This is a genomic window from Bradyrhizobium sp. CCBAU 11361, from assembly GCF_028128935.1.
GTDB classification, from domain to species: domain Bacteria; phylum Pseudomonadota; class Alphaproteobacteria; order Rhizobiales; family Xanthobacteraceae; genus Bradyrhizobium; species Bradyrhizobium niftali.
The window spans coordinates 36,156-61,286 of record NZ_LBJZ01000190.1; the positions used below are offsets into that span (position 1 = coordinate 36,156).

Sequence of the window (25,131 nt, forward strand, 5' to 3'; positions counted from 1 at the left end):
TCATGGATACGATTCTCGTCGTCAATGCGGGCTCCTCGAGCGTCAAGTTCCAGGTCTTTTCGATCGAGGGAGAGGGGAGGCTGCGGCGGCAGCTCAAGGGCCAGATGGACGGCATTGGCAGCCGTCCGCGATTGCGGGCGAGCGGCGCGAATGGCGATACGCTGGCCGACCGCGCCTACCCGATCGAGGCGGTCGCGGACGTTCCGGCCGCGATGGCGATCGCGGGGAGCTGGTTGCGTGACGAGCTTCGCATCGACCCGATCGCGGTTGGGCACCGCGTCGTGCATGGCGGTCCGGACTATGATCGGCCGGTGCGGATCGATCATGGCGTCGTCGCCCGGCTGGAACGGTTCGTCAGCCTTGCACCGCTGCATCAACCGCATAATCTTGCGCCGATCCGCTCGATCCTTGCCGGCTTCCCGACGCTGCCGCAGGTGGCATGCTTCGATACCGCCTTTCATCGCACGCACAGTGCGGTCGCCGACCATTACGCAATCCCGCATCAGCTTCACGCCGAGGGCGTGCGGCGCTATGGCTTTCACGGGTTGTCCTACGAATACATTGCGAAGACCCTGCCGCACATCGCGCCGGACGTTGCGAAACGCCGGGTCATCGTTGCCCATCTCGGCAGCGGAGCCTCGATGTGCGCGCTGAAGGCTGGACAGAGCGTCGAAAGCACCATGGGCTTCACGGCGCTGGACGGATTGCCGATGGGAACGCGCCCGGGCCAGCTCGATCCCGGTGTGGTGCTCTATCTCATTTCCGAAAAGGGCATGTCGGCGTCGAACGTGCAGAACTTCCTCTATCGCGATTGCGGACTGAAGGGGCTCTCGGGCGTCAGCAACGACATGCGTGAGCTCGAGGCCAGCGCAGATGCCCGGGCGAAGCTGGCGATCGACTATTTCGTGTACCGGATCGGCCTCAATGCCGGCATGCTCGCGGCCGCCTTGCAGGGCCTCGACGCCTTCGTCTTCACGGCCGGCATCGGCGAGAACTCCGCGACCATTCGCGCGCGCGTGGTCGGGCAGCTCGGATGGCTCGGTGTCAGCCTCGACCCGGCCGAGAATTCCCGCAATTCGCAGCTGATATCGCGTTCCGAGAGTCTGATCCCCGTCTACGTCGTGCCGACCGACGAGGAACTGATGATCGCCCAGCACACGCTGGCGCTGCTGGTCAACACGCCATCGACCAACCCCAGACAAGAGAGGGTGCCATGATTCCCGTATTTCCCGATACCAAGGTTGCCCTGAAGGGGAAAAAGGGCCTGGTCGTCGGCATCGCCAACGACCAGTCCATCGCCTGGGGATGCGCAAGGGCGTTTCGCGCGCTCGGCGCCGAGCTCGCGGTCACCTACCTGAACGACCGTGCAAAGAAGCATGTCGAGCCGCTGGCGCAGGCGCTGGAGGCGCCGATCTTCATGCCGCTCGACGTCATGGTGGAGGGGCAAACCGAAACGGTGTTCGAGCGGATCGCGAAGGAATGGGGGCAGCTCGATTTTCTGCTGCACTCGATCGCCTTCTCGCCGAAAGAGGCGCTGCACGGACGCGTCGTGGACGTCGGCCGCGACGGCTTCCTGAAGACGATGGACGTCTCCTGCTGGTCGTTCCTTCGCATGGCCCATCTCGCCGAGCCGCTGATGAAGAACGGCGGGACGATGTTCACCATGACGTACTATGGCAGCCAGATGGTCGTGGAGAACTACAACATCATGGGCGTGGCAAAAGCAGCGCTTGAAGCAGCCGTCCGCTACGCTGCCGCTGAGCTGGGTCCGAAGGGCATCCGCGTGCATGCGATCTCGCCGGGGCCGCTCGCCACGCGCGCGGCGTCGGGTATCCCGGAGTTCGACGAGCTGATGGACAAGGCGCAATCGAAGGCGCCGGCGCGCAGCCTCGTCAGCATCGACGATGTCGGCAATGCCACGGCGTTTCTGGCGCTCGACGGAGCCAAGCTGATCACCGGCGGCGTTCTCTATATCGACGGTGGCTATCACATCATCGACTGAACGAGACCGGCGCGCGTCTTCCGCGCCGCTCAGCGATAGTGGAGCGCGATCAACTCGGCGACGCAGGCCGGCTTCTTGCCACCTTCGATCTCGATCACGAGATGGTAGTTCACGCGCAAGCCGTCGGGCGGCACGTCCTCCGCCTCGGCGACGGTGACACGGCCGCGCAGCTTCGAGCCCGCCGGCACGGGCGCCAGGTATCGTATCCTGTCCGCGCCGTAGTTCAGGGTGTTGCGCAAGCCCTTAAGACCCATCACCGATCGAATGAAGAGCGGTGCAAGTGCAAGCGACAACAGGCCGTGGGCGATGGTGGTGCCGCCGGGCGATTCCTTCCTGGCGCGCTCCTGATCGACATGGATCCACTGCTGGTCGCAGGTCGCCTCGGCAAACTGGTTGATACGATCCTGCGTCACCTCGACCCAGTCGCTGACGCCGATCTCGGTGCCCACGGCGGATTTGATTTCGCCGAAGTCGCTGAATGTCCGCATGTCGGTCACCTGCTCAGATCTTCATTTCCGGGACGTTGTCGGGAACGACGAGTTCGGCGTCCGTCACCGCCATGACCTCGCCGACACTGATGCCGGGCGCGGTCTCCAGCAGGGTGGCCCTGCCGTCGGGAAATGCGATCACCGCCATGTCGGTCACGACCAGATGCACCGGTCGCGCCGATGTCAGGGGCAGAGAGCATTTGGCGACGATCTTGGATTTTCCCTTCGCCGCGTGCTGCATGGCGACGATGACCCGCCTGGCCCCGCTGACGAGATCCATGGCCCCGCCCATGCCCGGCACCATCTTGCCGGGGATCATCCAGTTGGCGAGATGGCCCTGCGCATCGACTTGCAGGCCGCCAAGGACGGTGACGTCGACATGGCCGCCGCGGATCAACCCGAACGACATCGCACTGTCGAACGTGCTGGCACCAGGCAGCGCGCTGATCGGGCGTCCACCCGCGTCCGTCAGCAGCGGATGGCTCAACCCCTGCTCGGGGATCGGTCCGGTGCCGATCAAACCGTTTTCCGACTGAAAGAATACCTTGAGGTCAGACGAAACGTAATTGGCGACCAGCGTCGGGATGCCGATCCCAAGATTCACGAGGTCGCCGGAATGAAGTTCCTGCGCGACACGCCGGGCGATGATCTCCTGTGCGTCCATGTATCACCCGTTCGGGTTCGTAATGAGATAGTCGACGAGCGGCGCCGGTGTCAGCACGTGGTCTGGCGCGATGACGCCGACGGGCACGATGTGCTCCGCTGTCACGATCACGGTGTCGGCCGCCATCGCCATGACCGGATTGAAGTTGCGTGCGGTGAGCGCATAGGAGAGGTTGCCGAGATAGTCGGCGAGAAAGGCGTGGACCAGGGCGAACTCCGCCCGCAGCGCGGTCTCGAGCAGGAATGGCCTGCCGTCGATCTCGATCTGGCGCTTGCCTTCGGCGACCAGGGTGCCCACACCTGTCGGTGTGAGCACGCCGCCGAGACCGCACCCGCCGGCGCGAATGCGCTCGGCGAAGGTGCCCTGCGGTATGAGATCGACGGCGATCAGGTTGGCCAGCATTTGCTGCTGGGCCTTCGGATTGAGGCCGATATGGGTCGCAGTGAGGCGCGAGACGAGGGCGGCATCGAACAACTTGCCGACACCTTTTCCGGGCGTCGCCGCGTCGTTGCTGATGACCGAGAGACCGGTCTTGTTTTGTCGTACGACTTCGTCGAGCAGGCGCTCCGGCGTTCCGACGCCCATGAAACCGCCGACCATGATGCTCGCACCGGACGGGATCATCGCAACGGCTTCTTCGACGGAAACGGCCCTCATGATGGGAACTCCAGTCAGCAGAGGCGATCAAAGAAAGGCGACGATGAGACGATGTTGGCGAGCGGTCGGCGCACTCCTTTGATCTGCGTCAAGGCTTGTCATCAATCCCACGTCACGTGGTGACGCCGGCGCTCTCAAGGGCTTCCGCCCATAGTCTTCGGACTTCCGCGTGGCGCTGCTCAAGCGCCGCGTTGACGGTGTCGCGAAACGGCACGAGGCTCTCGCCTTTCAGGAAGAGAATTTGCGCCTGCAAGAGCCGGCCGCTCTCGAATTCAATACGGCGCAATGCGAACACGAAGGGATCGTTGGCATTCGCGCCTAGCGGCAGCAGGGCCGCCGGGCGGATTCCGGCGTGAACGGCGTGGGCCAGCGTCGCAAGATCGATCGGCAGGGCCAAGGGTAGATTGGTTATCCCCTCGATCGGCTTGGGAAACCAGGCCGTTTCCCAGGAGGCCGCCATGTAGCCCAAGGCCATGTCGGGCACCCAGGAGGCCGTGCGCTGCAAGAGCGAGACGATCTCGGACTCCCGATAGAATTGCGCGTTCAACTCGGTCTGCCAGGCAGCCTCGATACGCAGGGGCAAGGCCATTGCGAATTGCCGCGCCAAGGCGCCGTGCGCCGAGATCAGGAACGCAGCTACGCGTGTCTGCTGGTGCGGCGGCACGCGGCCTTCGGAATCGAGCGGTCCGAGAAATCTGCTCATGGCGGCGCTGCCCGAACGGGGATGGCCCGCAAATGATCATAGCCGGCGGGAAATGGCGTGAGCTCGCCGCCGGCTTCCTCCGGCGCGATCCAGACGGCTTTGTTGCCTTGCCAGCGTCCGGCCAGCACGTCGTCCGCAAAGCGCGCCAGCAGGTCGGCGGTGAGCGGGCCCTTCTCGAGCGTGAAGGCATGATAGGCGTTCGGAACGATCACGAGCGAGCTGTTGGGGATTTCGACGCGCAGGGTTTCGTGCAGATGACGCGGAGTCAGGAAGTCGAACTCGCCGTTGAGGATCATCGTCGGGACGGAGATCGCGGACAGGCGCGGGGTGAGGGGCTGGAAATCGAGGAACGATTCCATCAGGTTCTGAAGCGCGTACAGGTCGTTGACCAGCCAGCCCTGCCGCTTGACGCTGTCGAGCTTGTCGAGCAGCGGCTTCAGCCAGTGATCGGACAGGTTCATCGGCAGCAGGAGATCCTGAAGATAGCCGGTGCCGCCGAGGATCAGCCCGGTCCGGAGCGCATTGCCGAGCAGAAGGAGCTGCGGCGTCAGCTCGGCGAAGCAGCTCATTGGCACGAGGCCGGAGATGCGATCGCCATGTTCGATGGCATAGCGCAGTGCGATCAGCCCGCCAAAGCTGATGCCGCTGAGGAAAATGGGACCGTCGCCCAGCTCGGCGATCAACAGGTGGAGCGCGGTTACCTGGTCGTCCTGGCTGATGAAAAGGGCCGGCTTGTCGGAGGCGCCCTGGCCGAGCAGATCGAATGTCGCGACGCGGAAGCGGCGCGCCACCAAGGCCTCACGATAGGCATTCCAAAGCTCGGCATATTGCGTGAGCCCGTTGACCAGCACATAGACCGGCGCACCAGCGGGCCCGTCGAGCTCATAGCGCATCCGATATGAGCCGTGGCTGAGGAAAGGCATCGCGCAAAACTACCGGCGTTCTGATGCCTGCGATCCTCAACCTCGGCGATCGGATTCCATTGAGTTAGATCAATGCTCCCGGTGTCCTCCTTTCTAGCGTTTTCTAGAATTGCCCAGGGAGGAGTTCGTCATGATCGGGACCGAGATCTTGAAGCGTTGCTTCGTCAGCCTGATCGTATTGCTGGTCGGCACGGCTCTCGCAGTTGCACAACCCTTCACTCGCCGCTCCTCGCAAGTGAAGCATGACGAGTTGAAAAAGACGTACGAGATCGCCAACTTCCGTCTCGGCGGCAAGTACGACCTCGACAATCCCTCCAAATGGGAGAATGGCGGGGAGGGCGGGGTCACCCTGGAATCGCTCGGTGCCGGCAAGCTGCGTACCGCCTATATCGCGATCGGCAATGCGCGGCGCAACGCCGCCGGCGAGATCACCAACGCCGTCGTGATCAATTCCTACTATTCTGGTGATTCCACCGACATGTACGAGCAGTGGGTCGTCGGTGCTCCGCTGTCCGGCAGCGTGCCGATCATCGGTCCGAGCCGGCCAATCGATACCGACAAGTACTACGTCATCATGGTCGATCCGCTGGGCACTTGGGGTGCCAGCAAGCCGTCGGACGGCCTCGGCATCAAGTTTCCGCAGTACAGCTACTACGACATGGTCCAGGCCAACTACCGCCTGCTGCGCGACGGGCTGAAGGTTGCGCGTGTGGCACTTGTCGCCGGCGTCTCCATGGGCGGAACGCAGACCTATGTCTGGGGCGTGATGCATCCGGAATATGTGAGCGCCTTGATGCCGATCGGCGGCACCACGCAGTCGGACGGCGATGACCCCGTCGGCAACTGGACGTTCCAGATGATGACGGCCGCGATCGAGTCCGATCCCGTCTGGCAGGCGACCAAGGGCGACTACTACAAGCAGCCCAAGGAGAAGCATCCGGTGCCGGGCGTTGCCTTCGGCTGGTCGATTCTGGGCATGACGGGCTACGACTTTTCCTATCGCACGACCCAGAACTGGGCCGCAGTGCAGCCTGAGATCTTCTACTGGGATTCCCCGAACGAGAAGGCCGGTTTGAACGTCACCAATCGCGCCAAGCTCTATGACGCCGTCGACCTCGTCTGGCGCAACCGGGTCGGCGAGACCCACAACATCAATCCCTACCTCGGCCGCATCCAGGCGCGCACGCTGGTGATGCACATCACCAACGATCTCTGGCTGAACTTCAAGCTGGCCCAGAAGGCGGTCGATCGCGTGCCCGGCGCGGACCTGATCGCCCAGGAGAGTCCGGTCGCGCACTACGGGGTGTTCCCGATCATCAACCAGCGCAAGAACGATCCGAAGTTCGTCGCCTTCATGGACGACGTCGCGGCGCTCGATCGTGCGCAAAAATTCGTCGACAAGAACTATCGCGTGCCTGGCGTTGCAGAAAAAATCGATCCGAACAAATCCTTCTGGAAGGACGCCGTGACGTATCCCTATCCGGTCAAATACGCGACCACGAAGGACAAGAGCGGCATGTCCTGGCAGATCGGCTATATGGACGAATATGCCGGCACGGACAGGAATCCGAAGGTGCTTGTCATCATCCATGGCAAGGGCGCGTTCGGCGGTCACTATGGCAATATCATGCAATATGCCTTGCGCAGCGGCTTGCGCGTGATCGTGCCTGATCTGCCGCACTACGGTATGTCCGGGCCCGGCAATCTCAACAAGACCCCGGCGCGGACCATGCAGGACATGCGCGAGGCCATCTATGACCTCGTGGTGAACCAGCTCGACGTCAAGAAGGCGGTCTATCTCGGCCACTCGCTCGGCGGCCAGTTTGTGACGGGCTATGCCCTGACCTGGCCGGATGCGGTGCAGGCCCTCGCGCTTGAAGCGCCGTCCGGTCTCGAGGAGTATCCGCGCGATATCACGATCGCCAAGGACAAGAAGGTGCGTCTGTTCGATGAAGCCTTCGGCCACGATTTCGACAAGTGGAAGCTGACCTGGGACCAGACCGGAATCCTGGCCGCCGAGAAGTCGCGTGATGAGCAGAACATCCGCGATTTCTTCTACTTCAAGAAGCGTGACCCGGAGACCGGTGCGGTGTCGGCGGCCAAGAGCGGCTATTTCTTCAGCGACAGCGAGTACGCCCGCTTCCACACCGAGCAGCGCGTCGGGCTCACCAAGGGCAATCCGAAGGAGCTGGAGCAGTGGTGCAACGTCTTTATCTACGATATCTACACAATCGGAGCGGAGTTGCAGCAGGACGATCCAAAGAACCTTTACGAGCGGCTCACCGAGATCAAGCAGCCGATCTTCCTTGCGTTCGGCGACAAGGAGCCGTTTATCCCGACGCCCGCATTCAACGGGCTGACGGATCTCGGACGCGACGTCATCACGCCGTTCATGACGCGTATGACCAACGCCGGCAACCGGCCCATGCTCAAGATCTATCCGGAGACCGGACACTTCATCCATACGGACAATCCGGTGGAATACTCCGCTGACGTCGTGGACTTCGTCACCAAGGGAACGGTCGACACCTCATCGCCTCTCGGCACCGATCGCATGATCAAGGGCGCCGTGGCATCGGCGATCCCGGTCGCCCCGACGCCGCCAGGTGCGGCGCCGACAGCTGGCCTCAACAAATAGGGTGAGTTCATGCCGAGGGTGCGGGCAGGTGAGATCGAGCTGGGCTGGCGGCAGTGGGGACGAGGCGACGTCACCGTCGTCTTCATCCACGGCAATCTCGCCAGCAAGGACTGGATCGAGCTCGCCGCACCAATGTTTCCGAGCGGGCTGCGGGTGATCGGGATCGACTGGCGCGGCTGCGGCGAAAGCGACCGGCCAAAGCCCGCCGCCGACTATTCCAACTATTCGATGCAGCAGCATGCGCACGACATGCTGACGGCGCTCGATGCGCTGGACATCGGATTTTGCCATCTGGCAACCCACTCGACCGGTGGCATCATCGCCGCCCGTATGCTCTTGATGCAGCCGCAACGGTTCGGGCGGGTGTTCGCGCTCGATCCGGTGACGCCGCTTGGCATGTCCTTCAATGCCGACCAGATCGGTCTCTTCCGGGCGATGATGGCGAGCAAGGAGTTGACGCGGACCGTGATGGCGACCGCCGCGTCCTCGCTGTTCGAGCCGGACAGCATGGCCGCGAACGCGATCCCGCGGTTCCGTGAAGGGCTCGGCGAAATCCAGGCGCTGTTCGACCGGATCATCGAGCAGACCTTTGGCGTCTCCGAAGGTATCTGGATCGGAACGCCGGTCAATCTCACCCGGGAGCGGGAGAGCAGGGAATTGGAGCGCCGCATGTCGGAGATCCGGCATCCGCATCTGGTGCTGTGGGGCGAACGGGATGGTTGGATCCCGCCTACCGACCTGCGCGCCATGGCCGAGGCGATGCCGGATTGCCGGCTCGTGGTCGTCCCAAACATCGGACATTCGATGAACCTGGAAGTGCCGGCCCTCTACGCCGGCTATTTCGGCGCCTGGTTCGGGGGGCTCGCGGCATAATCACAGGGAGTATTGTCATGGCAGAGATCAATCCATCCGCCGAGAACATCCGCGGAATGCTCACCGAAGCGCTTGCGCGGTTGCGAAAGGCCAATGCGGAGTATTTTGAGCTGCTGGAGAGGGGGCTCAGTTCCTCGCCGCTACCGATCGCGGACCAGGCCAAGCAGTTTTGCAGTTTCATGCAGCGCAACGCCAGCGCGACGTTCGACTTTGGCGACAAACTCGTTCAGGCCAAGGACGTTCAGGATGCGCTCCAGCTTCAATCTGAATTCTTTCAGGGGCAGATGCAGGCCTTGACCGATCAGGCCAGGAGCATGGGCGAGTCGGCGATGAAGGCGGCGACGGGCGCGTTCACGCCCAAAAACTGAATGGCCTGAAACCCGGCGTGAGGCGATGAACAGCCTTGCGCCATGCCCATGCGAGCACAATGGCGGGTCAATTCCTTGTCGGCGCGATCGTCAGCGTCATCAACATCATGATCCACGCCCTGGTGACAGTGGGAGCCATCGGCATCGCCCGCACCGCCGGGCTGGGACATGCCGCGTGGCCGCGGTTGCATCTGATGGCCGTCATGGTCGCAACAGCGTCGGCGCTGATGGTGGCGCACACGATGGAGGTTCTGGTCTGGGCGCTGGCCTATGCCATGGTCGGTGCCGCGCCTGCCGGCAGCGACCTGATCTATTTCGCCTTCGTCAACTACACCACGCTGGGTTACGGCGACATCACGCCCATACAGGCATGGCGGCTGACGGGTCCGATGACCGCGATGAACGGCATCTTGATGTTCGGCTGGTCGACCGCGGTCCTGTTCGAGGTTTTGCGCAAGACGCTCGACGATCTCGGAGTGACCAAACTGCCGGACGCCAGGTGATCTCACGTTGACGAATGGCAGTCGCGCTCAGTTTTGCAGGTCGAGACTGGCGAGCTGCTGCCGGTCCAGCAGCACGATCTGGCGCTGGGTATTGCCGATGAAGCCGAGGACACCGAGATCATGAAGGTGCGATATCGCCCGCGAGACGGTCTCCAGCGTCAAGCCGAGGTAATCGGCGATATCGCGCCGGGACATCGGAAGTGCCATGACATCGACCCCGGAGAGCCGCTTGTCCATTTCGAGCAGGAAAGCGGCGACGCGCTCCAGCGACGTCTTCCGGCCGAGCAGGAGCATGTGATCCTCGGCGTGCTGCAAGTTGGTCGTCGTCATGCTGAGCAGGTTGCGCGCGACCATCGCGTCGCTCTCCGCCACCAGCTCCAGGCTTTGCCACTTGATCAGCCGGACGGTGGTATCCACGATCGCCTCGGCGGTGAACCGATGCTCCTTGCCGTTTTCAAGTCCGAAAATGTCTCCGGCGAGGTGGAAAGCGCCAATCTGGCGGCGACCGTCCGACAGGAGTTTATAGCTTCGCACTGCACCAGACCTGACCTGATAGACGTAATCCGCGGGTTCCTTCTCGCCGTAGATCTCCGTGCCCTTTTTATATGTAAATTCGTTTAAACTGACGATTGGATTTGACTCGCTCGCCATGCCGAGGTCTTTGAGCGAATTGGGGCGGGGAGACACCTCTGTCGTGATGCGGACAAACATAGGCCAACTCCTCAACTGATCGCTGAATTGGTCTGCTAGACTGATATTTCGCCACGGGAAATGTGCCGCCGACGTCGCAATCCCGCTCGGGGTCGATTTACGACTAACGCCGTATTCTTCACCATTGTCACATGGTTCATTGTACCAAGGGACAGGTCGGTAGGATGGTGCGCGGAACGAGAAGAGCGGCTCCTGCGTCCGATCGAGCTTCGCGTCACAAACTCTGACTTGCGAAAACTTCTGCATTAACGGGATCGCTAGATCGCTCTGGCCCATCCCTGTGCTAGGTAAGCCGTTAAAGCAGTTGCAAGAGACAGAGAGGGCCCATTGCCTGGCCTTGTTCACGTAGTCGACGACGATGCCTCGTTCCGAACGGCGATCGAGCGTCGGCTTAAACTTGCGGGCTACGACGTCGCGACCTATGCCTCCTCGCAGGACCTGCTCGATCGTCTGCCCCGCGGAGAGCTGCCGAGCTGCATCCTCCTCGACGTGCAGATGCCGGGCCTGAGCGGACCGGATCTACAGACGCGTCTTTTTGAGCTTGGATCGACCGTGCCGATCGTGTTTCTGACCGGGCATGCCGATACCGCGACGACGGTGCGGACCATCAAGGCCGGTGCCGAGGATTTCTTGACCAAGCCGGTTTCGTCGGCGCAGCTGATTGAGGCGATCGAGCGCGCCTTGTCACAACAGCAGATCGCGCGTGGGCAGCGTAGTCGGCTCGATTCGCGTCGCGCTCTTGTCGCGTCGCTGACGCCGCGCGAACGGCAGGTGTTTGACCTGATCGTACGCGGGAAGATCAACAAGCAGATCGCGTATGAATTGGGAACGACCGAACGCACGGTCAAAGCACACCGACACCAGGTGATGGAGAAGATGCAGGTGAGCTCGCTCGCGGAACTGGTTTCTACAGCGCAGCTGCTTGGTATGCTGGATCCAGAGAGCGGCTCACACGGCTAGGCGATGATTAATTCCAGGTTCCCCTCTGTGACTTGCACCAAAGGTCAATGGAAATCCTCCCGAGAGGGGTATTTCAACAAGCCGAAGTGTTTGACGCACCGGCAGACGAAGAAACCTCGAAGCGCCCGACGCGTTCACGCAAGTCCATCGTGTTCTGCCGAGCTTTCCGTGTATGGAGTTGGGCCACTTGTCGCACCGCAAGTCCATCTTCGTTGTGGATGATGACCCGTCCATGCGCAGGAGCATGAAGCGGCTGCTGCAGGAGCATGGTTTCGAGGCAAAGCTGTTCGAATCCGCCGATGCGCTGCTAAATCATGGCAACTTTCAGCAGGCATTGTGCATCATCCTGGATATCGATCTGGACGGTGAATCTGGAATTGATCTGCGACGCCGGCTTGCGGAGCAGAAGGTCCAGGTGCCGGTTGTCTTTGTCACCGGCAACGACAATCATGAAAGCCGCGCGGCAGCGATCGCATCGGGATGCATCGCCTATTTGACCAAGCCCTTTGCCGCGGCCTCGCTCATTGAGAGTGTGGAAAGAGCCCGTGGTCGCTAGGTTGGACAAATTGGTTGCGGGCTATTCGTCGATTTGCTGGTCGAACGTTTGGGCCGGCGGCCCCTTGTGAGCAAGGGCGAACTGAGCAAGCGGCACTGAGGCGGTAACCGACAGCAGATTGGGGTCGACAACCTCCAGCGCGAGCGTCTTGCCCGCTTCCATCTCCCTTATCAGGCCGGGTTTTGCCACATCGGCCGCAATGCAGGCGTTGTTCAGGCACCATGTGTACGGCACGGCATAGGTGTTGCCTTGGTCGACCCTGAGTTTGACGGGCACCTGGACAAACATGCCGACCGGAACGAACATCTGCAGCCGTGCCGTGTGGTCGCCCTCACGTTCGATCAAGTCCAGCCGAACTGCCGTCTGCCCCGTGTCGAACGTGCCGGTGATCGACGTCCGGCACACGGCCTTGGCGCCGCCCGGCTTGAAGCACAGTTTTCGCCAGTCGCCATATTTGATGTCGCTCGCCATGCGCTGCCCCCGCGGTGAAATCTCGGCGGGGGCCGGCCTGGTGGCGGTGGCGACGAGCAGCAGAAGCGCGAAAAGTGCGGTCGCGTGATTGCTCGTTACCCGGATGGATTGGCGATGTGGGCGTGCCATTGTGTCGCCTCCAGAAATCGATTGCGTCGTCTATTTGAGTTCGTCGAGAAATCTGCTCACGAGCGGGGACCAGATCGGAACGGCATCCGGCGAGCCGATGAAGAAATGCCCTTCATCGCCAAACGGCGGTACCAGATGGTATTCCGCCTTGCCCCCGGCCGAGGTGAAGGCCTCATGCATCCGCTTCGACAGCGCGGGGCCGAAGAACGTGTCATTTTCGATATAGATCCACAGCATCGGCACCCGCGAGGTGCGACCGAAATCCATCGTCGCCTCGACCAGTTTGTCCGGGGCGCAATTGTTGTTCGGCTTGCCGCCGACACGCCCACCGCGGCCGCCGGCGAAGACGATGATCGCTCCGACCTGCGGCGGGTTCAGACTGGAAAGCGCGATGGATGCCCAGGCGCCCGCAGACTGACCGACAACGACGACATCCTTCGGCGTGATGCGTTTTTCGGCGGCCAGGAAATCGATGATCCAGAGGTCGACCTGTGCCACCGCGAGGCCGGCGTCACGGAAATTGGGATTGGAGCACTTGCCGACCTTGGAAAAGAACGGTCCATAGAGCCCACGCTCGGGAATATCGATGGCGGAGGCGCCGTAACCGGTGCCGACAGGCGCGACCACGAAGTAGCCGCGCCTTGCGAACCATTTCGCCGCGTCGCGGAACTCGACGAGTGGAAAGAAGCTGCGCTGTGTCGGGTCGAGCGACACGCCGTGGTTCATGATTGCGAGCGGGAACGGGCCATCGCCAAGGGGCCGGACCACATAGGCGAACATCGGCAACGCCAGCGGCAACGCCCAGACTTCCTCCTGGATGCGGCGCGCGGAGGTCTGATCGTCGGCCAGTGACGGTGCAATCAAGCAAGACGCAAGCAGCTGCACGACCACCAGTAGCCGCTGGATCCATGCCCGGGGCCGCATTCCTTCCTCCCTCAACCTACGAAGGTGCAGGCCACGATGATCGGCCCGAGCACGGTCAGAACCACATTGCCGACGGCGTAAGGCACGGCGACGCCGAGCACCGGCGTCTGGCTCTCGGCGATCTCGCAAGCCCCGGTCACGGCCGCATCGACCGTCATGGCGCCGGCGAGGGCTCCACAGGTGATGACCGGGTTCATGCGCAGGACGTGATAGGCAAACAGCGTCGCGACGATCAGCGGCACCAGTGTGACCGCGAGGCCCATGCCGACCAGCAACAGGCCGTGCGCCTGGATCGCGACCCAGGCGGCGTGACCGTTGGCGAGGCCGATCGCCGCGATGAATCCACCGAGGCCGAGATCGCTCAGCGTCTGCTGCGCGGCCGGCGGCATTGCGCCCATCGTCGGCCGGCGCGAGCGCAGCCAGCCACAGAGGAGGCCCGCGATCAGTGCGCCGCCGCCGCCGCCGAGCGTCAGCGCGATGCCGCCAACCTTGAAGCTGACGAGCCCGGCCAGCAGCCCGGCGGCAATGCCCGCCGCAAGGAAGGCAATGTCAGTACGGTCGCCGGAGCGCACGATCTGCCCGACCTGTTTCGCCGCGCGCTCGATGTTGTGGGTGCTGCCGACCAGCGTCATGACGTCGCCGACATAGATGCGCGTATCCGCGCTCAGCGGTGCTTCGCGCCCATGCCGCGTCAGGGCGCGCAAAAACACACCGCGTGCATCGCCGCCGATGCGATCGGCCACATCCCGGATGGATCGGCCGTGGAGGTTGCGGTTGTCGACCAGCACATCAAGCACATTGCCGGGGATCGCCTTCAGGATCTCGTCGGCATCGATCTCGGTGCCGATGATCGGCTTGGCGGCGACAATGGCAGCAGTTCGACCGGCGATGACGATGTCGTCGCCGGCCTCGAGCACGGTGTCCAGGCGCGGCTCGATATCGGCGCCCTGGCGCACGATTCGCTCGATCACCGTGCGGCTGCCGATATCCTCCTCGATCGCCTTGACGGTTCGGCCGGCCGCAGCCGCGACGCGGTAGGCGCGAGCCTGGAACTTGCGATAAGATAGGTTCTCGGTCTTCGGCGGCGCGCCGCCTGAAAGCTCGGTCTCCAGCTTTTTCGCCTCGTCCTTGAGATTGACCCCCATCAGTTTCGGCGCCGCGAAGGGGACGAAGAGCAATGTCAGAATGTAGCCGAGCACGTAGGTGACGGCATATCCCGCTGCGATATTCGCTTCCTGTTGCTCCAGCACGGTCTTCGGCAATCCAAGCTGAGCCAGCGCGCCCGATGCCGTGCCGATCACGGAGGACTGCGTCAGCGCGCCAGCCGCAAGCCCGGATGCCGTGCCGGGATCGAGCTTGAAGGCGAACGCAAAGGCCAGCACGATCACGAGACCGGTCCCGCCGAGCACGAGCGCCATGGCAACCTGGGCCAGGGTGCGAACACTCAACGAGGCGAAGAACTCTGGTCCGGACTTGTAACCGATCGTGAATACGAAAAGACTGAACAGCACGATCCTCAGCAGCGCGGGGAACGTAAAGGTGCCGAGTTGTCCGATCAGGACGGACGCGATCAGGATGCAGGCTGTGGTGCCGATCGCGAAGCCGTGGATCTTGAGGCGCCCAAGCAAGGTGCCGATGGCAACCGCGAGCAGCAGGAAGATCTCCGGAGCGGTGGAAATGATCCACCTGACAGTGTCCATGATCGCAAATCCCCGGGCGCAATGATTGACGTCGAATTCGCTCCCGGGAACCGGGCAACTGCTTGATTTAGATCAATCCCAAGCGGTCATCGCTGCGGCGTCTTTTGCATGATGCAGCGTCTGCGACATCCGAAATCCGCACCATGAGCACTCTGGATCTAGCTGCGAGCGCATCGTTGCGGCGCGATGAGACGCTTGAGGTCGCGTTGCTGCTCGCCTTCGCCGGCGGCTATCTCGACGCCTACACCTGGATGATCCATGGCGTCATGGCGAACGCCCAGACCGCCAATCTGGTCCTGCTCTGGGTCTATGGTTCGGTGGGCAATTGGGCCGCGGCGCTTCATTTCGTGCCGCCGATCCTGTCATTTGCGATTGGTGTCCTGGTTGCGGCATGGCTGCGCCACGCGACGGGCGATCGGGCCAGCGTCATCAGCACGCTGGTCGAGATCGTGCTTCTGATCGCAATCGGAATTCTGCACAACCGGCTGCCCGATCTTGCGGGCACGCTGGGCATTTCCTTCGTCGCGGCGATGCAGGCCGCAGTTTTCACCAAGGTCGAAGGCGTGGTCTACAGTTCGGTGATGATCACCGGCAACATGCGTCAAGCGATCGAGGGGGCGTTTGCAGCGGTCGTCGGCGGGGGTCAGCCGGGGCCGCTTCGCCGCTCGGGCATGTTTGCAGCGTTGTGCGTCATGTTCGGCGTGGGAGCGGCCGTCGGGGCCTTCGCGACGAAGTCCTTCCCGAACCTGGCGCTCGGCATACCCGTGATCACCTTGCTGATCGTGTTGCTGCGCTGCGAGGTGAAGCGCAGCGAGGCCCGCGCATGAACGCTCCGTCCGGGCCGCTGGGGAGCTGGTTGCGGTTCTTTCCGCCGGCGAGCTGGCTTGCGACCTATCGCAGGTCGTGGCTGCCATCGGATGCGGTTGCCGGCGTCACGCTTGCCGCTTACGCAATTCCAGTATCGCTGGCCTACGCCGCTTTGGCCGGGCTGCCGCCGCAGGTGGGGATCTACGGCTACATGCTCGGCGGCATCGGTTACGCCTTGCTGGGCTCGTCGCGCCAGCTCGCGGTCGGCCCGACGTCGGCAATCTCGCTGATGATCGCGGGCACGGTCGGGCCGCTCGCCGCCGGCGATCCGGTGCGCTACGGGCAAATTGCAAGTCTTGCTGCCTGCGCGGTCGCAGTGTTGTGCCTCATCGCCTGGCTGTGCAAGCTCAGCGTCCTCGTGCGTCTGGTCAGCGACAGCATTCTCGTCGGCTTCAAGGCTGGCGCCGGGCTCACCATCATCATGAGCCAGTTGCCAAGCCTGTTCGGTGTTGCCGGTGGCGGCCACAACTTCTTCGAACGCGGCATCAAGCTTGCCGGGCAGCTCGGCGACGTGAATCCGCTGATCCTCGTCGTCGGTCTGGTGGCACTCCTGCTTCTGCTGACCGGCGAGCGGCTCCTCCCCGGTAGGCCGGTCGGGATCGCGGTTGTGGCGCTGGCGGTCGTGGTGGCAACCGCGCTCGGCCTGCCGGCCCTCGGCGTGCTTGTGACGGGAAAGATCCCCCAGGGGCTGCCGGTGCCTGGCTTGCCCACGTTCGGCCTGCTGGAGTTCGACGATCTCTTTCCGCTTGCCGCCGGATGCGTGCTGCTCGCCTACATAGAGGGTGTTTCGGCGGCTCGGAGCTTCGCCGCCAAGCATGGTGACAGCCTTGACGTCAGGCAGGAGTTCCTGGGCCTCGGTGCGGCCAATCTCGCCGCGGCCTTCGGTCACGGCTATCCCGTGGCAGGCGGATTGTCGCAATCCGCCGTCAACGACAGCGCGGGCGCTCGCACGCCGTTGGCGCTGGTCATTTGCTCGGTGACGCTGGCGCTGTGCCTGTTGTTCTTCACAGGGCTATTGACCAACCTGCCCAAGGCGGTGCTGGCCGCCATCGTTTTTGCCGCCGTCTACCGGCTCGTCGACATCCGCACGTTGGTGCGGATGTGGCGCGTCAGCCGCATCGATTTCTACGCGGCGGCCATTGCATTGGTATCCGTCCTGCTGCTCGGAATCCTGCAGGGTGTCCTGCTGGCGTCGATCGCCTCCATCTTCCTGCTGCTGGCGCGCGCGTCACAGCCGAATGTGGCGTTCCTCGGCAAGCTCCCGGGCAGCGGCCGGTATTCCGACAGGGCCAGGCATGAGAACGTGGAGCCGCTGGTCGGGATCATCGCGTTCCGCCCCGAAGCCTCGCTGCTCTATATCAATGCCGAGACGATCCTGGAGGCCGTGCTGAATGCGCTCCAGAGGTCGTCGGACGTCAGGCTCGTTGCCTGCGACCTCTCGGCGTCGCCTTACATCGATCTGGCCGGCGCGCATATGCTGCGGAATCTCTACGACGAACTTGCCTCACGCCATGTCGCGTTCTGCATCGTCGGCGCGCATGCGCAATTGCGCGATTTGCTGCGCGCCGAGGGGCTCGCCGAGAGGACCGACAGCGGGCAATGGTTGCGGTCGCTCGACAGCGTGCTCGGCGACAACCAGGCCAGGTAGTGTCCGGGACATTTGCCGATCTCCGGTGCGACTTTCGTTCAGTTGCGCGTCCGTGTTGCATCGCGAAGCGTGCAGGCCCCTCGCAGGCCGGCTGATTTCATACGGACCGTTGACTTGGATCAATGGAGCCCGCTCCCGCGATACCCACGATCCGTCATCACCTTCGCCTCAAGAGCCTCCAAGGATGGGGAAAGACATGCCCAAGGACGCCAAGCCTGCGCAGCAGCGCATCGATCAGTTCTTCTCCGGGCCCGGCGGACGGGCAGACAATTGGCGCGATCTGGTTGAGGCGGCCAAAGCATGGTCCCGCGGCGGAGATCGTGCGAAGTATGATGCTGCGCTGGCCGATCTCTCCGTGACGGAGGAATTTCACGGCTATCCTGGCCCGCAGCTGATGGCAGCCTTGCGGGAGGCGGCCGCGGCCGGCGATGCGGCAACCTCGCTCGCGCTCGCGACGCGGTTGGCGCAGGCGCTGACGACGAGATCCTTCCGTCAGCATGCGGGTGACTGGAATACGAATGACGAAGGCAACGGCGAGGCGCCCGATCTGGTGCCGCAGATGTTCGCTCAGCATGCGGCGCGCCGTCCCTATTTCGAGACGTTGATCGTCACCGGACTCTCGTCCAGCCATTGGCCTGCGCTCGCCGGCGAATGGCGCAAGCTGCGGCGTCCGGTCGATCAGTTCGTCTATGAGCCGGTTATCGTCGGCAGCCTCGAAGACGCTTTTTGCGCCGCTATGCTGAACCCCAATCTTGCAGCGGTCGTCATCAACGAAGGCTTTGCGCTACGCTCGCGCCATGACGCGCCCGTGCTCCGCTCGATGACAGCGTCGGCCGGATTGAACAACGAGTCCGATGCCTCGGCGCTGCGGCTCGCCCATATCATCAAGCGGGTCCGCCCCGAGCTCGACCTCTACCTGATGTCCAATCGCGACGTCGAGGAGATGGCCGGAAATCCCGAGGCCGATGTCATCCGCCGGATCTTCTATTCGGTCGAGGAGCTGCTCGAGCTGCATCTCTCGATCCTTGAAGGGGTGCAGGATCGCTACGACACGCCGTTCTTCGACAATCTCAAGAAATATGCACAACGTCCGATCGGAACGTTCCACGCGTTGCCGATCGCGCGCGGCAAGTCCGTCTTCAAGTCGGACTGGATCCGCGACATGGGCGAGTTCTACGGCCTGAACCTGTTCCTGGCCGAAAGCAGCGCGACCACTGGCGGCCTGGACAGCCTGCTGGAGCCGACCGGCAACATCAAGAAGGCGCAGGACAAGGCCGCACGTGCGCTTGGCGCCGATCGCGTGTTCTTCGTGACCAACGGCACCTCGACGTCGAACAAGATGGCGGTGCAGGCGCTGCTCGCGCCGGGCGATATCGCCATCGTCGATCGCAATTGCCACAAATCGCATCACTACGGGATGGTGCTGGCGGGCGCGCAGCCGCTCTATGTCGAAGCCTTCCCGATGACGGAATATTCGATGTACGGCGCCGTGCCTCTGAAGACCATCAAGCAGGCTTTGTTGGGCGCCAAGGCCGACGGTCGGCTCGACCGCGTCAAGCTGCTTGATCTGACCAACTGCACCTTCGACGGTCACATCTACAATACCCGCCGGGTAATGGAGGAATGCCTCGCCATCAAGCCCGACCTGATCTTCCTGTGGGACGAGGCCTGGTTCGGCTTCGCGCGTTTCTCCCCGTTCCTGCGACGGCGCACCGCGATGGGCGCCGCCAACGAGATCGAAGCCTGGATGCGCGACCCCAAATCGGTTGCGGCCTACGAGAAGCAGCAGGCCGAGCTCGGCAAGAATCCTTCGGACCAGGTGCTGCTCAAGACCCGGTTGATCCCCGATCCGCGCCAGATTCGACTCCGCGTGTACCAGACCAATTCCACCCACAAGTCGATGTCGGCGATCCGGCAGGGCTCGATGCTGTCGGTCAAGGACGTCGAATTCCACACGGTCGAGCAACAGTTCAAGGAAGCCGTCTTTACCCATGCCTCGACCAGTCCGAACCAGCAGCTCATCGCGAGCCTGGACGTCTCGCGGCGCCAGATGGAACTCGAGGGTTACGGTCTCGTGGCCAATGCGATCGAGATCGCGCTCGCAATCCGACAGGCAGTCAACACCAATCCGCTGATCTCGAAATATTTCCGTATCCTCGGCGCCGACGCCATGGTGCCGGCGCAATACCGGCAAAGCGGGTTCACCGATTATCTGGCGGCCGGCACGAACTGGGCGAGTATCCTGAAGAGCCTGGACGACGACGAATTTTGCCTCGATCCAACCCGCATGACGCTGGTGTGCGGCACAGCCGGCTTCGACGGCACGCAGTTCAAGGGCCTCCTCGCGAACGACTACAACATCCAAGTCAACAAGACCTCGCGCAACTCGGTGCTGCTCCAGTCCAACATCAACAACACGCGCAGCGACGTGGCACATCTTGTCAGAGTGCTGGCGGAGATCGCCGGCGAGGTCGACCGTGGCCTGACCCAAGGCGGAGCCAATGCGAAGAAGACCTTCGAGGCGCGGGTGAAGAGCCTGATGACCGACGTGCCCGACTTGCCGAACTTCTCGCATTTCCACCAGAGTTTCCGCGGCGATGCCGGCGCCAAGACCAACGAAGGTGACATCCGCAGCGGCTTCTACGCGGCCTATGACGCGGCCGGATGCGAGTACATCCGGCTCGCCGATCCCGAAATCGACCGGCGCCTGAAGGCAGGTCCCGACCTGGTCTCCGCCAGTTTCGTGATTCCTTATCCTCCGGGCTTCCCGATCATGGTGCCGGGCCAGGTCATCACGCAGGAAACCATCGACTTCATGCGCAAGCTCGATGTGAAGGAAATCCATGGCTACGACGCCAAGGAAGGCCTGAAGCTCGTGCGGGCCGAGGCCTTGGCGAAGATCGGCCGGCCCAAGCCCGGCGCGCAGCCGAAGCTGAAGGCCGCCTCATAACAGGGGACGAACATGCAGGGCTTTTTCACCTTCCTGCAGCAGAATCCGTATCTGCTGCTGTTCTTCGTCGTCGGCCTCGCGGTCTATATCGGACGGGCGAGCATCAAGGGCTACGGCCTCGGCATGGTCGCCGGGGCCATCGTGGTCGGGGCGGGACTGTCGGTCTGGGCCTCGACTTACGGCGTCAAGCTCGAGTTGAACAATTTTGCCAAGAGCCTCTTCTACTATCTGTTCATGTACGGCGTCGGCCTGCGGGTGGGACCGTCCTTCATCAACAGCCTGAGGGGCGACGGTCTCAAGTTCTGCATTCTGGCGCTGGTGTCGAGCGTGATCGGACTGACGCTTGTTGTACTCGGGGCAAAACTATTCGCACTGCCGACCGGCGCGGCCGGCGGCATGCTGGCGGGCTCTCAGACCATGTCGGCCGCGATCGGTTCGGCGGAACAGGCGATCACCTCGGGCGTCGTCAAGCTTCCTGAGGGCATGAAGCCCGCGGATGCGACCGGCATGATCGCGCTGTCCTACGGCATCACCTACATCTGGGGCACCGTCGGCATCATCCTGATCTGCAAATATCTGCCGCGCTGGTGGGGCGTCGACGCCAAGGCCGCGGCCAAGAAGTATGAGCAGGAGTTTGGCGTCAAGGATCTCGAGGGCGGAGGCCTCACCGGCTATCGGCAGTTCGGACTGCGCGCCTACCGGCTCGAAAACCCGGCGCAATTCGGCACGAGCATAGCCAAATTCCGCAAGGTTAATCCCGAATATCGCATCGTCAACGTGGCGCGTGGCGACGAGTTGTTGGGAGCGGATTCCGACCTCGTGTTGCAGAAGGGGGACGTCGTCGCGCTCGGCGGCTCGACCGCGCATCTGACCGACAAAATGGGCTTGATCGGGCCGGAGGTTGCGGATGCCAAGGCGCTGGGCATTCCCATGGATCAGGCGGACATTCTCATCACCAACAAGAACATGGTCGGACGGACCTTCGAATCCTTCCGCGAAACGGCGATCGCGGGGCAGTTGCAGGTCACTAAGGTCGAGCGCGGTGGCGTTGCAATCCCAGCTGGTCTGAAGACCGAGCTCCAGCGGATGGATATCGTCTCGGTGGTCGGCCTGAAGTCCGCCGTCAACGAGCTCGGCGAGATGTGGGGGCGCATTGCACGGACCAACACCTCGACCGACCTCCTGACGCTCGCCGTCGGCATGATCATCGGCTTCCTGATCGGCATGATCGAGTTTCCGGCCTTCGGCGCCAAGATCGGCCTTGGCAATGCCGGCGGCCTCCTGCTGTCAGGCGTGATCGTCTCGTCGTTGGTCTCCCGGTTGCGCTTCTTCGGCAACACGCCGAATGCAGCGCGGAACGTGCTCGAGGACCTCGGCCTCGTCGTCTTCGTCGCCATTGTCGGCATCAATGCAGGCGCGGGCTTGCTGGCCCAGCTGACGGGGGCGGTGGCGCTGAAGATCTTCATCGTCGGGTTTATCGCCTGCACGATCCCGCCTTTCATCGTCTGGGCGATCGGCTTCCACGTTTTCAAGATCAACCCGGCCGTGCTGATGGGCGGCGTCGCCGGTGCTCGTTCGCATTCGGGGCCGTGTCGCGAGGCTGCGGTCGAGATCCAGAGCTCAGTGCCGTGGATTGGCTTCCCGGTCGGTTACGCCGTCTCGGGCATCCTGCTCACGGTATTCGGTTACTTCGCGATGATCCTGGCTCAATAAACCAACGCAACAACCAAGGGGAAAGAACGTCATGAGGAAATTTGCCATCGCCGCCGTCTTGATTGCCGCGACCGCCGCCGCTGCCGGCTTCAGCACGCCGTCGCGTGCCGAGACCGGGCAGGTGGCAGTCGTCTTCACCAAGGGCGGCTTCATCGTCGGCGTCGGCGGTGGCGAAGGTGTTCTGCTCCTTCGGGGCAAGAAATATCCCTTTACCGTATCCGGCATGAGCGTCGGGTTCACGATCGGCGCCTCGACCACCAAGCTGGTTGGCCGCGCCCTCAATTTGAAGGGACCGGCATCCATCGAAGGCTCCTACGCGGTGGGCGGAGCAGGCGGCGCCATTGCGGCGGGCGCGGGGGCCGTTCAACTGCAGAACGCCAACGGCGTGATCCTGCAGCTCAGCGGTCCGAAGGTCGGCGCCGAAGTGTCGGCTGCAGTGGGTGGTGTGACCATACGTTTGAAATAGACGCGAAGCGATCGGGCCGCCTCAGCGCGGCTCGATGCGCGGCGGCTCCTCTCGTCCAGGCCAAGCGCAGGAGATCGCCGCTCGGAATGCCGTCGGGTGCCGCCCGCGATTCGCGAGGCATCGTCGAAGGGCGGATCACGGCACCCCCAATATCGAGGGAGGACATGCCATGCTTCGTTATCTTCTCGCAGCTGTTGCGGCCTTCGTTCTTCTCACCGCTACGCTCATTCCCGATGATGCCTACGCCCGTCGCGGTGGCGGTGGTGGCGGTTTTCGCGGCGGTGGAGGAGGCATGCGGGCCGGGGGCTTCCACGGTGGCGGCCATCGTGGCGGCGCGGTTCACGCCGGCCGGATCCACGGCGGTGGAGGACACGGCTATCGCGTCGGAGGCCCACGCCCGAGCCATCCGATCGCCGGTCGTCCGGGCCGTCCAGGTTACCCCATTGCCGGTCGGCCAGGTCGTCCGGTCGCCGGCTATCCGGGCCGTCCGGTCGCTGGTTATCCCCGCTACGGCTACCGCGGCGCAGCCTACGGTGCTGCCGCCGGCGCCGCCGCACTCGGAGCCTATGGATACTATAACAACAACTACAACAACGGCTGTTATCAGGACACCTACGGCAATTGGGTCTGTCCGCAATATCCTAACCAGTATCGATACTGAGAACGCGCTGCCGACGGTCGGGACGGTGGTCCGTTAGCAGTGATGGCTCAGGCGTCGCGCGATCGAGCCGCGTCATGGCGCGGCCCGATCCTCGTCAATAACGCTCGGCGACGAAGTTCAGCCCGCGCAAGCCTGCCCGGTCATTGTAGCGTCCCTTGTCGGACCGCCTCGGCAGCTTCACCTTGTCCTTCTTGATGCGCTTGTGGGGAATTGCCTTCAGCAGATGCGCGATGCAGTTCAGCCGCGCTCGGCGCTTGTCGTCGGAGCGGATGATGAACCACGGTGCGTGCTTCGTGCTCGTCTTCCTGAGCATCTGGTCGCGGGCTCGCGAATAGTCGTACCAGCGCCGATACGATTCCAGGTCCATCGGGCTCAGCTTCCACTGTCGCACCGGATCATCTATGCGGGCCCTGAATCGGCGCTCCTGCTCGTCCATTCCGACCTCGAGCCAGATCTTGATCAGGACGATGCCACCGTCGACGACGTACTTCTCCATTTGAGGACAAAGCGAGAGAAAGCGCTCGTGCTCGGCGGGCGTACAGAACCCCATCACATACTCGACGCCGGCGCGGTTGTACCAGCTCCGGTCGAAGATCACGATCTCGCCGCCGGCGGGAAACTGCTCCATGTAGCGCTGGAAGAAGAGCTGCGTCTTCTGTCGGTCGGATGGAGCCGGCAATGCAACCACGCGGAACACACGCGGGCTGACCTTTTCGGTGATAGCCTTGATCGTACCGCCCTTGCCGGCGGCGTCGCGGCCTTCGAACAGAATGATGACCCGCAGCTTGTTCGCTCTGACATAGTCCTGGAGATGACACAGCTCGACCTGGAGCTTCTCCAATTCCTTCTCGTAGTCCTTGCGCTTCATCCGCTCGGCAGGCTTGTCCTTGGCCATGCTCGCCCTTTCGCCGTCAGGTCTCACGTGGCGGTCCCGCGCTCAATCACCCCAGGAAATCGTGATGCCGATGTCGCCCGGCACGCCGCCGGGAAAATCGATGATCTGATAGGCGATGCGATAGCCACGTGGCTTCAGATGGTCGGTCCAGAGTTGGAAGATTTCTTTCGGGATGCCGGTCAATGTGCTTTCCCAGCCTTTCTCCATCTGATTGATGGCGCGGCCCTTGTCCGTGCATAGCGTGTTGGGGAAGCGGTAGACCAGAACCTCGGTCAAGCCGTTTCGCACCGCACGCTGGATAATCGTCGAAGCGAGCTTGACCTTCTCCTCTTCGGTCTTGCCAGAGGGCTTGCTGAGGCGTTCAATCAGGGCCCGTTTCTCGGCTTCGGCGGCGGCGGCAAGCCGCGCATATTCGTCCGCCTTCTCGGCCTCCTTGAGGGCCGCTTCCTTGCGGATCTGCGTGGCACTGGGGATCAGGTCATCGATGCCGGGCATGGCGGGCGGCTCCTGTTGGGCTGTTGTGCGTCGGCTTTCAGGCGAGGCTAGGTAGGGCCGCTCCAGGTCCGTTGATTCAGATCAAGCAATTACAAGACCCGGTACCGACACTGCATTCGCCGCATTGACGTGAACACGCGGGCCGAAGAGGAGAGACCGTTGAGCG

The 25,131-nt window shown here is 62.9% G+C and carries 25 protein-coding genes; 14 read left to right on the forward strand and 11 right to left on the reverse strand.

Features of this window, described 5'->3' with window-relative positions; all coding sequences use genetic code 11:
- Positions 1-2: 2 nt before the first annotated feature.
- Together XI08_RS30145 and fabI are read left to right on the forward strand one after the other, a co-directional pair.
- Complete coding sequence (locus tag XI08_RS30145) at positions 3-1,217, forward strand: acetate/propionate family kinase (RefSeq protein WP_271577170.1); 1,215 nt, start codon at positions 3-5, stop codon at positions 1,215-1,217.
- Positions 1,214-2,002, forward strand: a complete 789-nt coding sequence (fabI, locus tag XI08_RS30150) for an enoyl-ACP reductase FabI (RefSeq protein WP_027548560.1) — start codon at positions 1,214-1,216, stop codon at positions 2,000-2,002. The genes XI08_RS30145 and fabI overlap by 4 nt, the downstream gene beginning before the upstream one ends.
- Positions 2,003-2,031: 29 nt before the next feature.
- Here fabI and XI08_RS30155 read toward each other — a convergent pair whose 3' ends face one another.
- The 5 genes from XI08_RS30155 to XI08_RS30175 all read right to left on the reverse strand — a co-directional run bounded on the left by XI08_RS30155 (position 2,032) and on the right by XI08_RS30175 (position 5,407).
- Positions 2,032-2,490, reverse strand: coding sequence for a MaoC family dehydratase (locus tag XI08_RS30155; protein ID WP_271577171.1), 459 nt, complete (start codon positions 2,488-2,490; stop codon positions 2,032-2,034).
- Positions 2,491-2,503: 13 nt separating this feature from the next.
- Positions 2,504-3,154, reverse strand: coding sequence for a 3-oxoacid CoA-transferase subunit B (locus tag XI08_RS30160; protein WP_271577172.1), 651 nt, complete (start codon positions 3,152-3,154; stop codon positions 2,504-2,506).
- A gap of 3 nt (positions 3,155-3,157) precedes the next feature.
- A complete protein-coding gene (locus tag XI08_RS30165) occupies positions 3,158-3,811 on the reverse strand; it encodes a CoA transferase subunit A (RefSeq protein ID WP_027548563.1) in 654 nt (217 codons plus the stop codon).
- A gap of 112 nt (positions 3,812-3,923) precedes the next feature.
- Positions 3,924-4,514, reverse strand: a complete 591-nt coding sequence (locus tag XI08_RS30170) for a hypothetical protein (RefSeq protein WP_271577173.1) — start codon at positions 4,512-4,514, stop codon at positions 3,924-3,926.
- Positions 4,511-5,407: an alpha/beta fold hydrolase gene (locus XI08_RS30175; protein WP_271577174.1), complete on the reverse strand. Its 897-nt coding sequence runs from the start codon at positions 5,405-5,407 to the stop codon at positions 4,511-4,513. The genes XI08_RS30170 and XI08_RS30175 overlap by 4 nt, the downstream gene beginning before the upstream one ends.
- Positions 5,408-5,567: 160 nt before the next feature.
- Between XI08_RS30175 and XI08_RS30180 the strand changes: the two genes are divergently transcribed.
- Genes XI08_RS30180 through XI08_RS30195 form a run of 4 tightly spaced genes read left to right on the forward strand, consistent with a single transcriptional unit; the run spans position 5,568 to position 9,819 of the window.
- Positions 5,568-8,075 (forward strand): alpha/beta hydrolase, encoded by a 2,508-nt coding sequence (locus XI08_RS30180; RefSeq protein WP_271577175.1) that lies wholly within the window; start codon positions 5,568-5,570, stop codon positions 8,073-8,075.
- A gap of 9 nt (positions 8,076-8,084) precedes the next feature.
- The gene (locus XI08_RS30185) at positions 8,085-8,948 is read left to right on the forward strand and encodes an alpha/beta fold hydrolase (protein WP_271577176.1); all 864 of its coding nucleotides are present in this window, start codon (positions 8,085-8,087) and stop codon (positions 8,946-8,948) included.
- 17 nt (positions 8,949-8,965) lie between these two features.
- The gene (locus XI08_RS30190) at positions 8,966-9,316 is read left to right on the forward strand and encodes a phasin (protein WP_027548568.1); all 351 of its coding nucleotides are present in this window, start codon (positions 8,966-8,968) and stop codon (positions 9,314-9,316) included.
- Positions 9,317-9,375: 59 nt separating this feature from the next.
- Positions 9,376-9,819: a potassium channel family protein gene (locus XI08_RS30195; protein WP_271577177.1), complete on the forward strand. Its 444-nt coding sequence runs from the start codon at positions 9,376-9,378 to the stop codon at positions 9,817-9,819.
- Between the two features lie 27 nt (positions 9,820-9,846).
- Here the strand turns inward: XI08_RS30195 and XI08_RS30200 are convergent, their stop codons facing one another.
- Entirely contained in the window at positions 9,847-10,530 is a 684-nt protein-coding gene (locus XI08_RS30200; protein WP_271577178.1) for a helix-turn-helix domain-containing protein, read from the reverse strand.
- Between the two features lie 327 nt (positions 10,531-10,857).
- On the opposite strand from XI08_RS30200, the gene XI08_RS30205 reads away from it, so the two are divergent.
- Together XI08_RS30205 and XI08_RS30210 are read left to right on the forward strand one after the other, a co-directional pair.
- Positions 10,858-11,490 (forward strand): response regulator transcription factor, encoded by a 633-nt coding sequence (locus tag XI08_RS30205; protein ID WP_271577179.1) that lies wholly within the window; start codon positions 10,858-10,860, stop codon positions 11,488-11,490.
- A 187-nt stretch (positions 11,491-11,677) separates the two neighbouring features.
- Entirely contained in the window at positions 11,678-12,046 is a 369-nt protein-coding gene (locus XI08_RS30210; protein WP_271577180.1) for a response regulator transcription factor, read from the forward strand.
- 21 nt (positions 12,047-12,067) lie between these two features.
- Here XI08_RS30210 and XI08_RS30215 read toward each other — a convergent pair whose 3' ends face one another.
- From XI08_RS30215 to XI08_RS30225, 3 genes are read right to left on the reverse strand one after another with little or no spacing between them, the layout of a single operon-like run.
- The gene (locus tag XI08_RS30215; RefSeq protein WP_271577181.1) at positions 12,068-12,646 is read right to left on the reverse strand and encodes an invasion associated locus B family protein; all 579 of its coding nucleotides are present in this window, start codon (positions 12,644-12,646) and stop codon (positions 12,068-12,070) included.
- Positions 12,647-12,676: 30 nt separating this feature from the next.
- Positions 12,677-13,570 (reverse strand): alpha/beta hydrolase family protein, encoded by an 894-nt coding sequence (locus XI08_RS30220; RefSeq protein WP_271577182.1) that lies wholly within the window; start codon positions 13,568-13,570, stop codon positions 12,677-12,679.
- A gap of 11 nt (positions 13,571-13,581) precedes the next feature.
- Complete coding sequence (locus XI08_RS30225; protein ID WP_271577183.1) at positions 13,582-15,270, reverse strand: aspartate:alanine exchanger family transporter; 1,689 nt, start codon at positions 15,268-15,270, stop codon at positions 13,582-13,584.
- Between the two features lie 143 nt (positions 15,271-15,413).
- On the opposite strand from XI08_RS30225, the gene XI08_RS30230 reads away from it, so the two are divergent.
- The 6 genes from XI08_RS30230 (at position 15,414) to XI08_RS30255 (ending at position 23,575) form a co-directional block, all read left to right on the forward strand.
- A complete protein-coding gene (locus XI08_RS30230; protein WP_271577184.1) occupies positions 15,414-16,097 on the forward strand; it encodes a YoaK family protein in 684 nt (227 codons plus the stop codon).
- On the forward strand, positions 16,094-17,785 hold the full coding sequence (locus XI08_RS30235) for a SulP family inorganic anion transporter (protein ID WP_271577185.1): 1,692 nt from the start codon (positions 16,094-16,096) through the stop codon (positions 17,783-17,785). The genes XI08_RS30230 and XI08_RS30235 overlap by 4 nt, the downstream gene beginning before the upstream one ends.
- A gap of 196 nt (positions 17,786-17,981) precedes the next feature.
- Positions 17,982-20,735 (forward strand): decarboxylase, encoded by a 2,754-nt coding sequence (locus XI08_RS30240; protein WP_271577186.1) that lies wholly within the window; start codon positions 17,982-17,984, stop codon positions 20,733-20,735.
- Between the two features lie 12 nt (positions 20,736-20,747).
- Entirely contained in the window at positions 20,748-22,448 is a 1,701-nt protein-coding gene (locus XI08_RS30245) for an aspartate:alanine exchanger family transporter (protein WP_271577187.1), read from the forward strand.
- Positions 22,449-22,479: 31 nt separating this feature from the next.
- The gene (locus tag XI08_RS30250; RefSeq protein ID WP_027548580.1) at positions 22,480-22,914 is read left to right on the forward strand and encodes a hypothetical protein; all 435 of its coding nucleotides are present in this window, start codon (positions 22,480-22,482) and stop codon (positions 22,912-22,914) included.
- A 169-nt stretch (positions 22,915-23,083) separates the two neighbouring features.
- The gene (locus tag XI08_RS30255; protein ID WP_271577188.1) at positions 23,084-23,575 is read left to right on the forward strand and encodes a hypothetical protein; all 492 of its coding nucleotides are present in this window, start codon (positions 23,084-23,086) and stop codon (positions 23,573-23,575) included.
- Positions 23,576-23,669: 94 nt separating this feature from the next.
- Here the strand turns inward: XI08_RS30255 and ppk2 are convergent, their stop codons facing one another.
- Positions 23,670-24,470, reverse strand: a complete 801-nt coding sequence (ppk2, locus tag XI08_RS30260) for a polyphosphate kinase 2 (protein ID WP_271577189.1) — start codon at positions 24,468-24,470, stop codon at positions 23,670-23,672.
- A gap of 42 nt (positions 24,471-24,512) precedes the next feature.
- The gene (locus XI08_RS30265; protein WP_135178370.1) at positions 24,513-24,965 is read right to left on the reverse strand and encodes a hypothetical protein; all 453 of its coding nucleotides are present in this window, start codon (positions 24,963-24,965) and stop codon (positions 24,513-24,515) included.
- Positions 24,966-25,131 lie beyond the last annotated feature (166 nt).

Bases quoted from the DNA above. Each gene is read 5' to 3' on its own strand.
- XI08_RS30145 (WP_271577170.1), top strand. From the start codon at position 3: ATGGATACGATTCTCGTCGTCAATGCGGGCTCCTCGAGCGTCAAGTTC.
- fabI (WP_027548560.1), top strand. From the start codon at position 1,214: ATGATTCCCGTATTTCCCGATACCAAGGTTGCCCTGAAGGGGAAAAAG.
- XI08_RS30155 (WP_271577171.1), bottom strand. From the start codon at position 2,490: ATGCGGACATTCAGCGACTTCGGCGAAATCAAATCCGCCGTGGGCACC.
- XI08_RS30160 (WP_271577172.1), bottom strand. From the start codon at position 3,154: ATGGACGCACAGGAGATCATCGCCCGGCGTGTCGCGCAGGAACTTCAT.
- XI08_RS30165 (WP_027548563.1), bottom strand. From the start codon at position 3,811: ATGAGGGCCGTTTCCGTCGAAGAAGCCGTTGCGATGATCCCGTCCGGT.
- XI08_RS30170 (WP_271577173.1), bottom strand. From the start codon at position 4,514: ATGAGCAGATTTCTCGGACCGCTCGATTCCGAAGGCCGCGTGCCGCCG.
- XI08_RS30175 (WP_271577174.1), bottom strand. From the start codon at position 5,407: ATGCGCTATGAGCTCGACGGGCCCGCTGGTGCGCCGGTCTATGTGCTG.
- XI08_RS30180 (WP_271577175.1), top strand. From the start codon at position 5,568: ATGATCGGGACCGAGATCTTGAAGCGTTGCTTCGTCAGCCTGATCGTA.
- XI08_RS30185 (WP_271577176.1), top strand. From the start codon at position 8,085: ATGCCGAGGGTGCGGGCAGGTGAGATCGAGCTGGGCTGGCGGCAGTGG.
- XI08_RS30190 (WP_027548568.1), top strand. From the start codon at position 8,966: ATGGCAGAGATCAATCCATCCGCCGAGAACATCCGCGGAATGCTCACC.
- XI08_RS30195 (WP_271577177.1), top strand. From the start codon at position 9,376: ATGGCGGGTCAATTCCTTGTCGGCGCGATCGTCAGCGTCATCAACATC.
- XI08_RS30200 (WP_271577178.1), bottom strand. From the start codon at position 10,530: ATGTTTGTCCGCATCACGACAGAGGTGTCTCCCCGCCCCAATTCGCTC.
- XI08_RS30215 (WP_271577181.1), bottom strand. From the start codon at position 12,646: ATGGCACGCCCACATCGCCAATCCATCCGGGTAACGAGCAATCACGCG.
- XI08_RS30220 (WP_271577182.1), bottom strand. From the start codon at position 13,570: ATGCGGCCCCGGGCATGGATCCAGCGGCTACTGGTGGTCGTGCAGCTG.
- XI08_RS30225 (WP_271577183.1), bottom strand. From the start codon at position 15,270: ATGGACACTGTCAGGTGGATCATTTCCACCGCTCCGGAGATCTTCCTG.
- XI08_RS30230 (WP_271577184.1), top strand. From the start codon at position 15,414: ATGAGCACTCTGGATCTAGCTGCGAGCGCATCGTTGCGGCGCGATGAG.
- XI08_RS30235 (WP_271577185.1), top strand. From the start codon at position 16,094: ATGAACGCTCCGTCCGGGCCGCTGGGGAGCTGGTTGCGGTTCTTTCCG.
- XI08_RS30240 (WP_271577186.1), top strand. From the start codon at position 17,982: ATGCCCAAGGACGCCAAGCCTGCGCAGCAGCGCATCGATCAGTTCTTC.
- XI08_RS30245 (WP_271577187.1), top strand. From the start codon at position 20,748: ATGCAGGGCTTTTTCACCTTCCTGCAGCAGAATCCGTATCTGCTGCTG.
- XI08_RS30250 (WP_027548580.1), top strand. From the start codon at position 22,480: ATGAGGAAATTTGCCATCGCCGCCGTCTTGATTGCCGCGACCGCCGCC.
- XI08_RS30255 (WP_271577188.1), top strand. From the start codon at position 23,084: ATGCTTCGTTATCTTCTCGCAGCTGTTGCGGCCTTCGTTCTTCTCACC.
- ppk2 (WP_271577189.1), bottom strand. From the start codon at position 24,470: ATGGCCAAGGACAAGCCTGCCGAGCGGATGAAGCGCAAGGACTACGAG.
- XI08_RS30265 (WP_135178370.1), bottom strand. From the start codon at position 24,965: ATGCCCGGCATCGATGACCTGATCCCCAGTGCCACGCAGATCCGCAAG.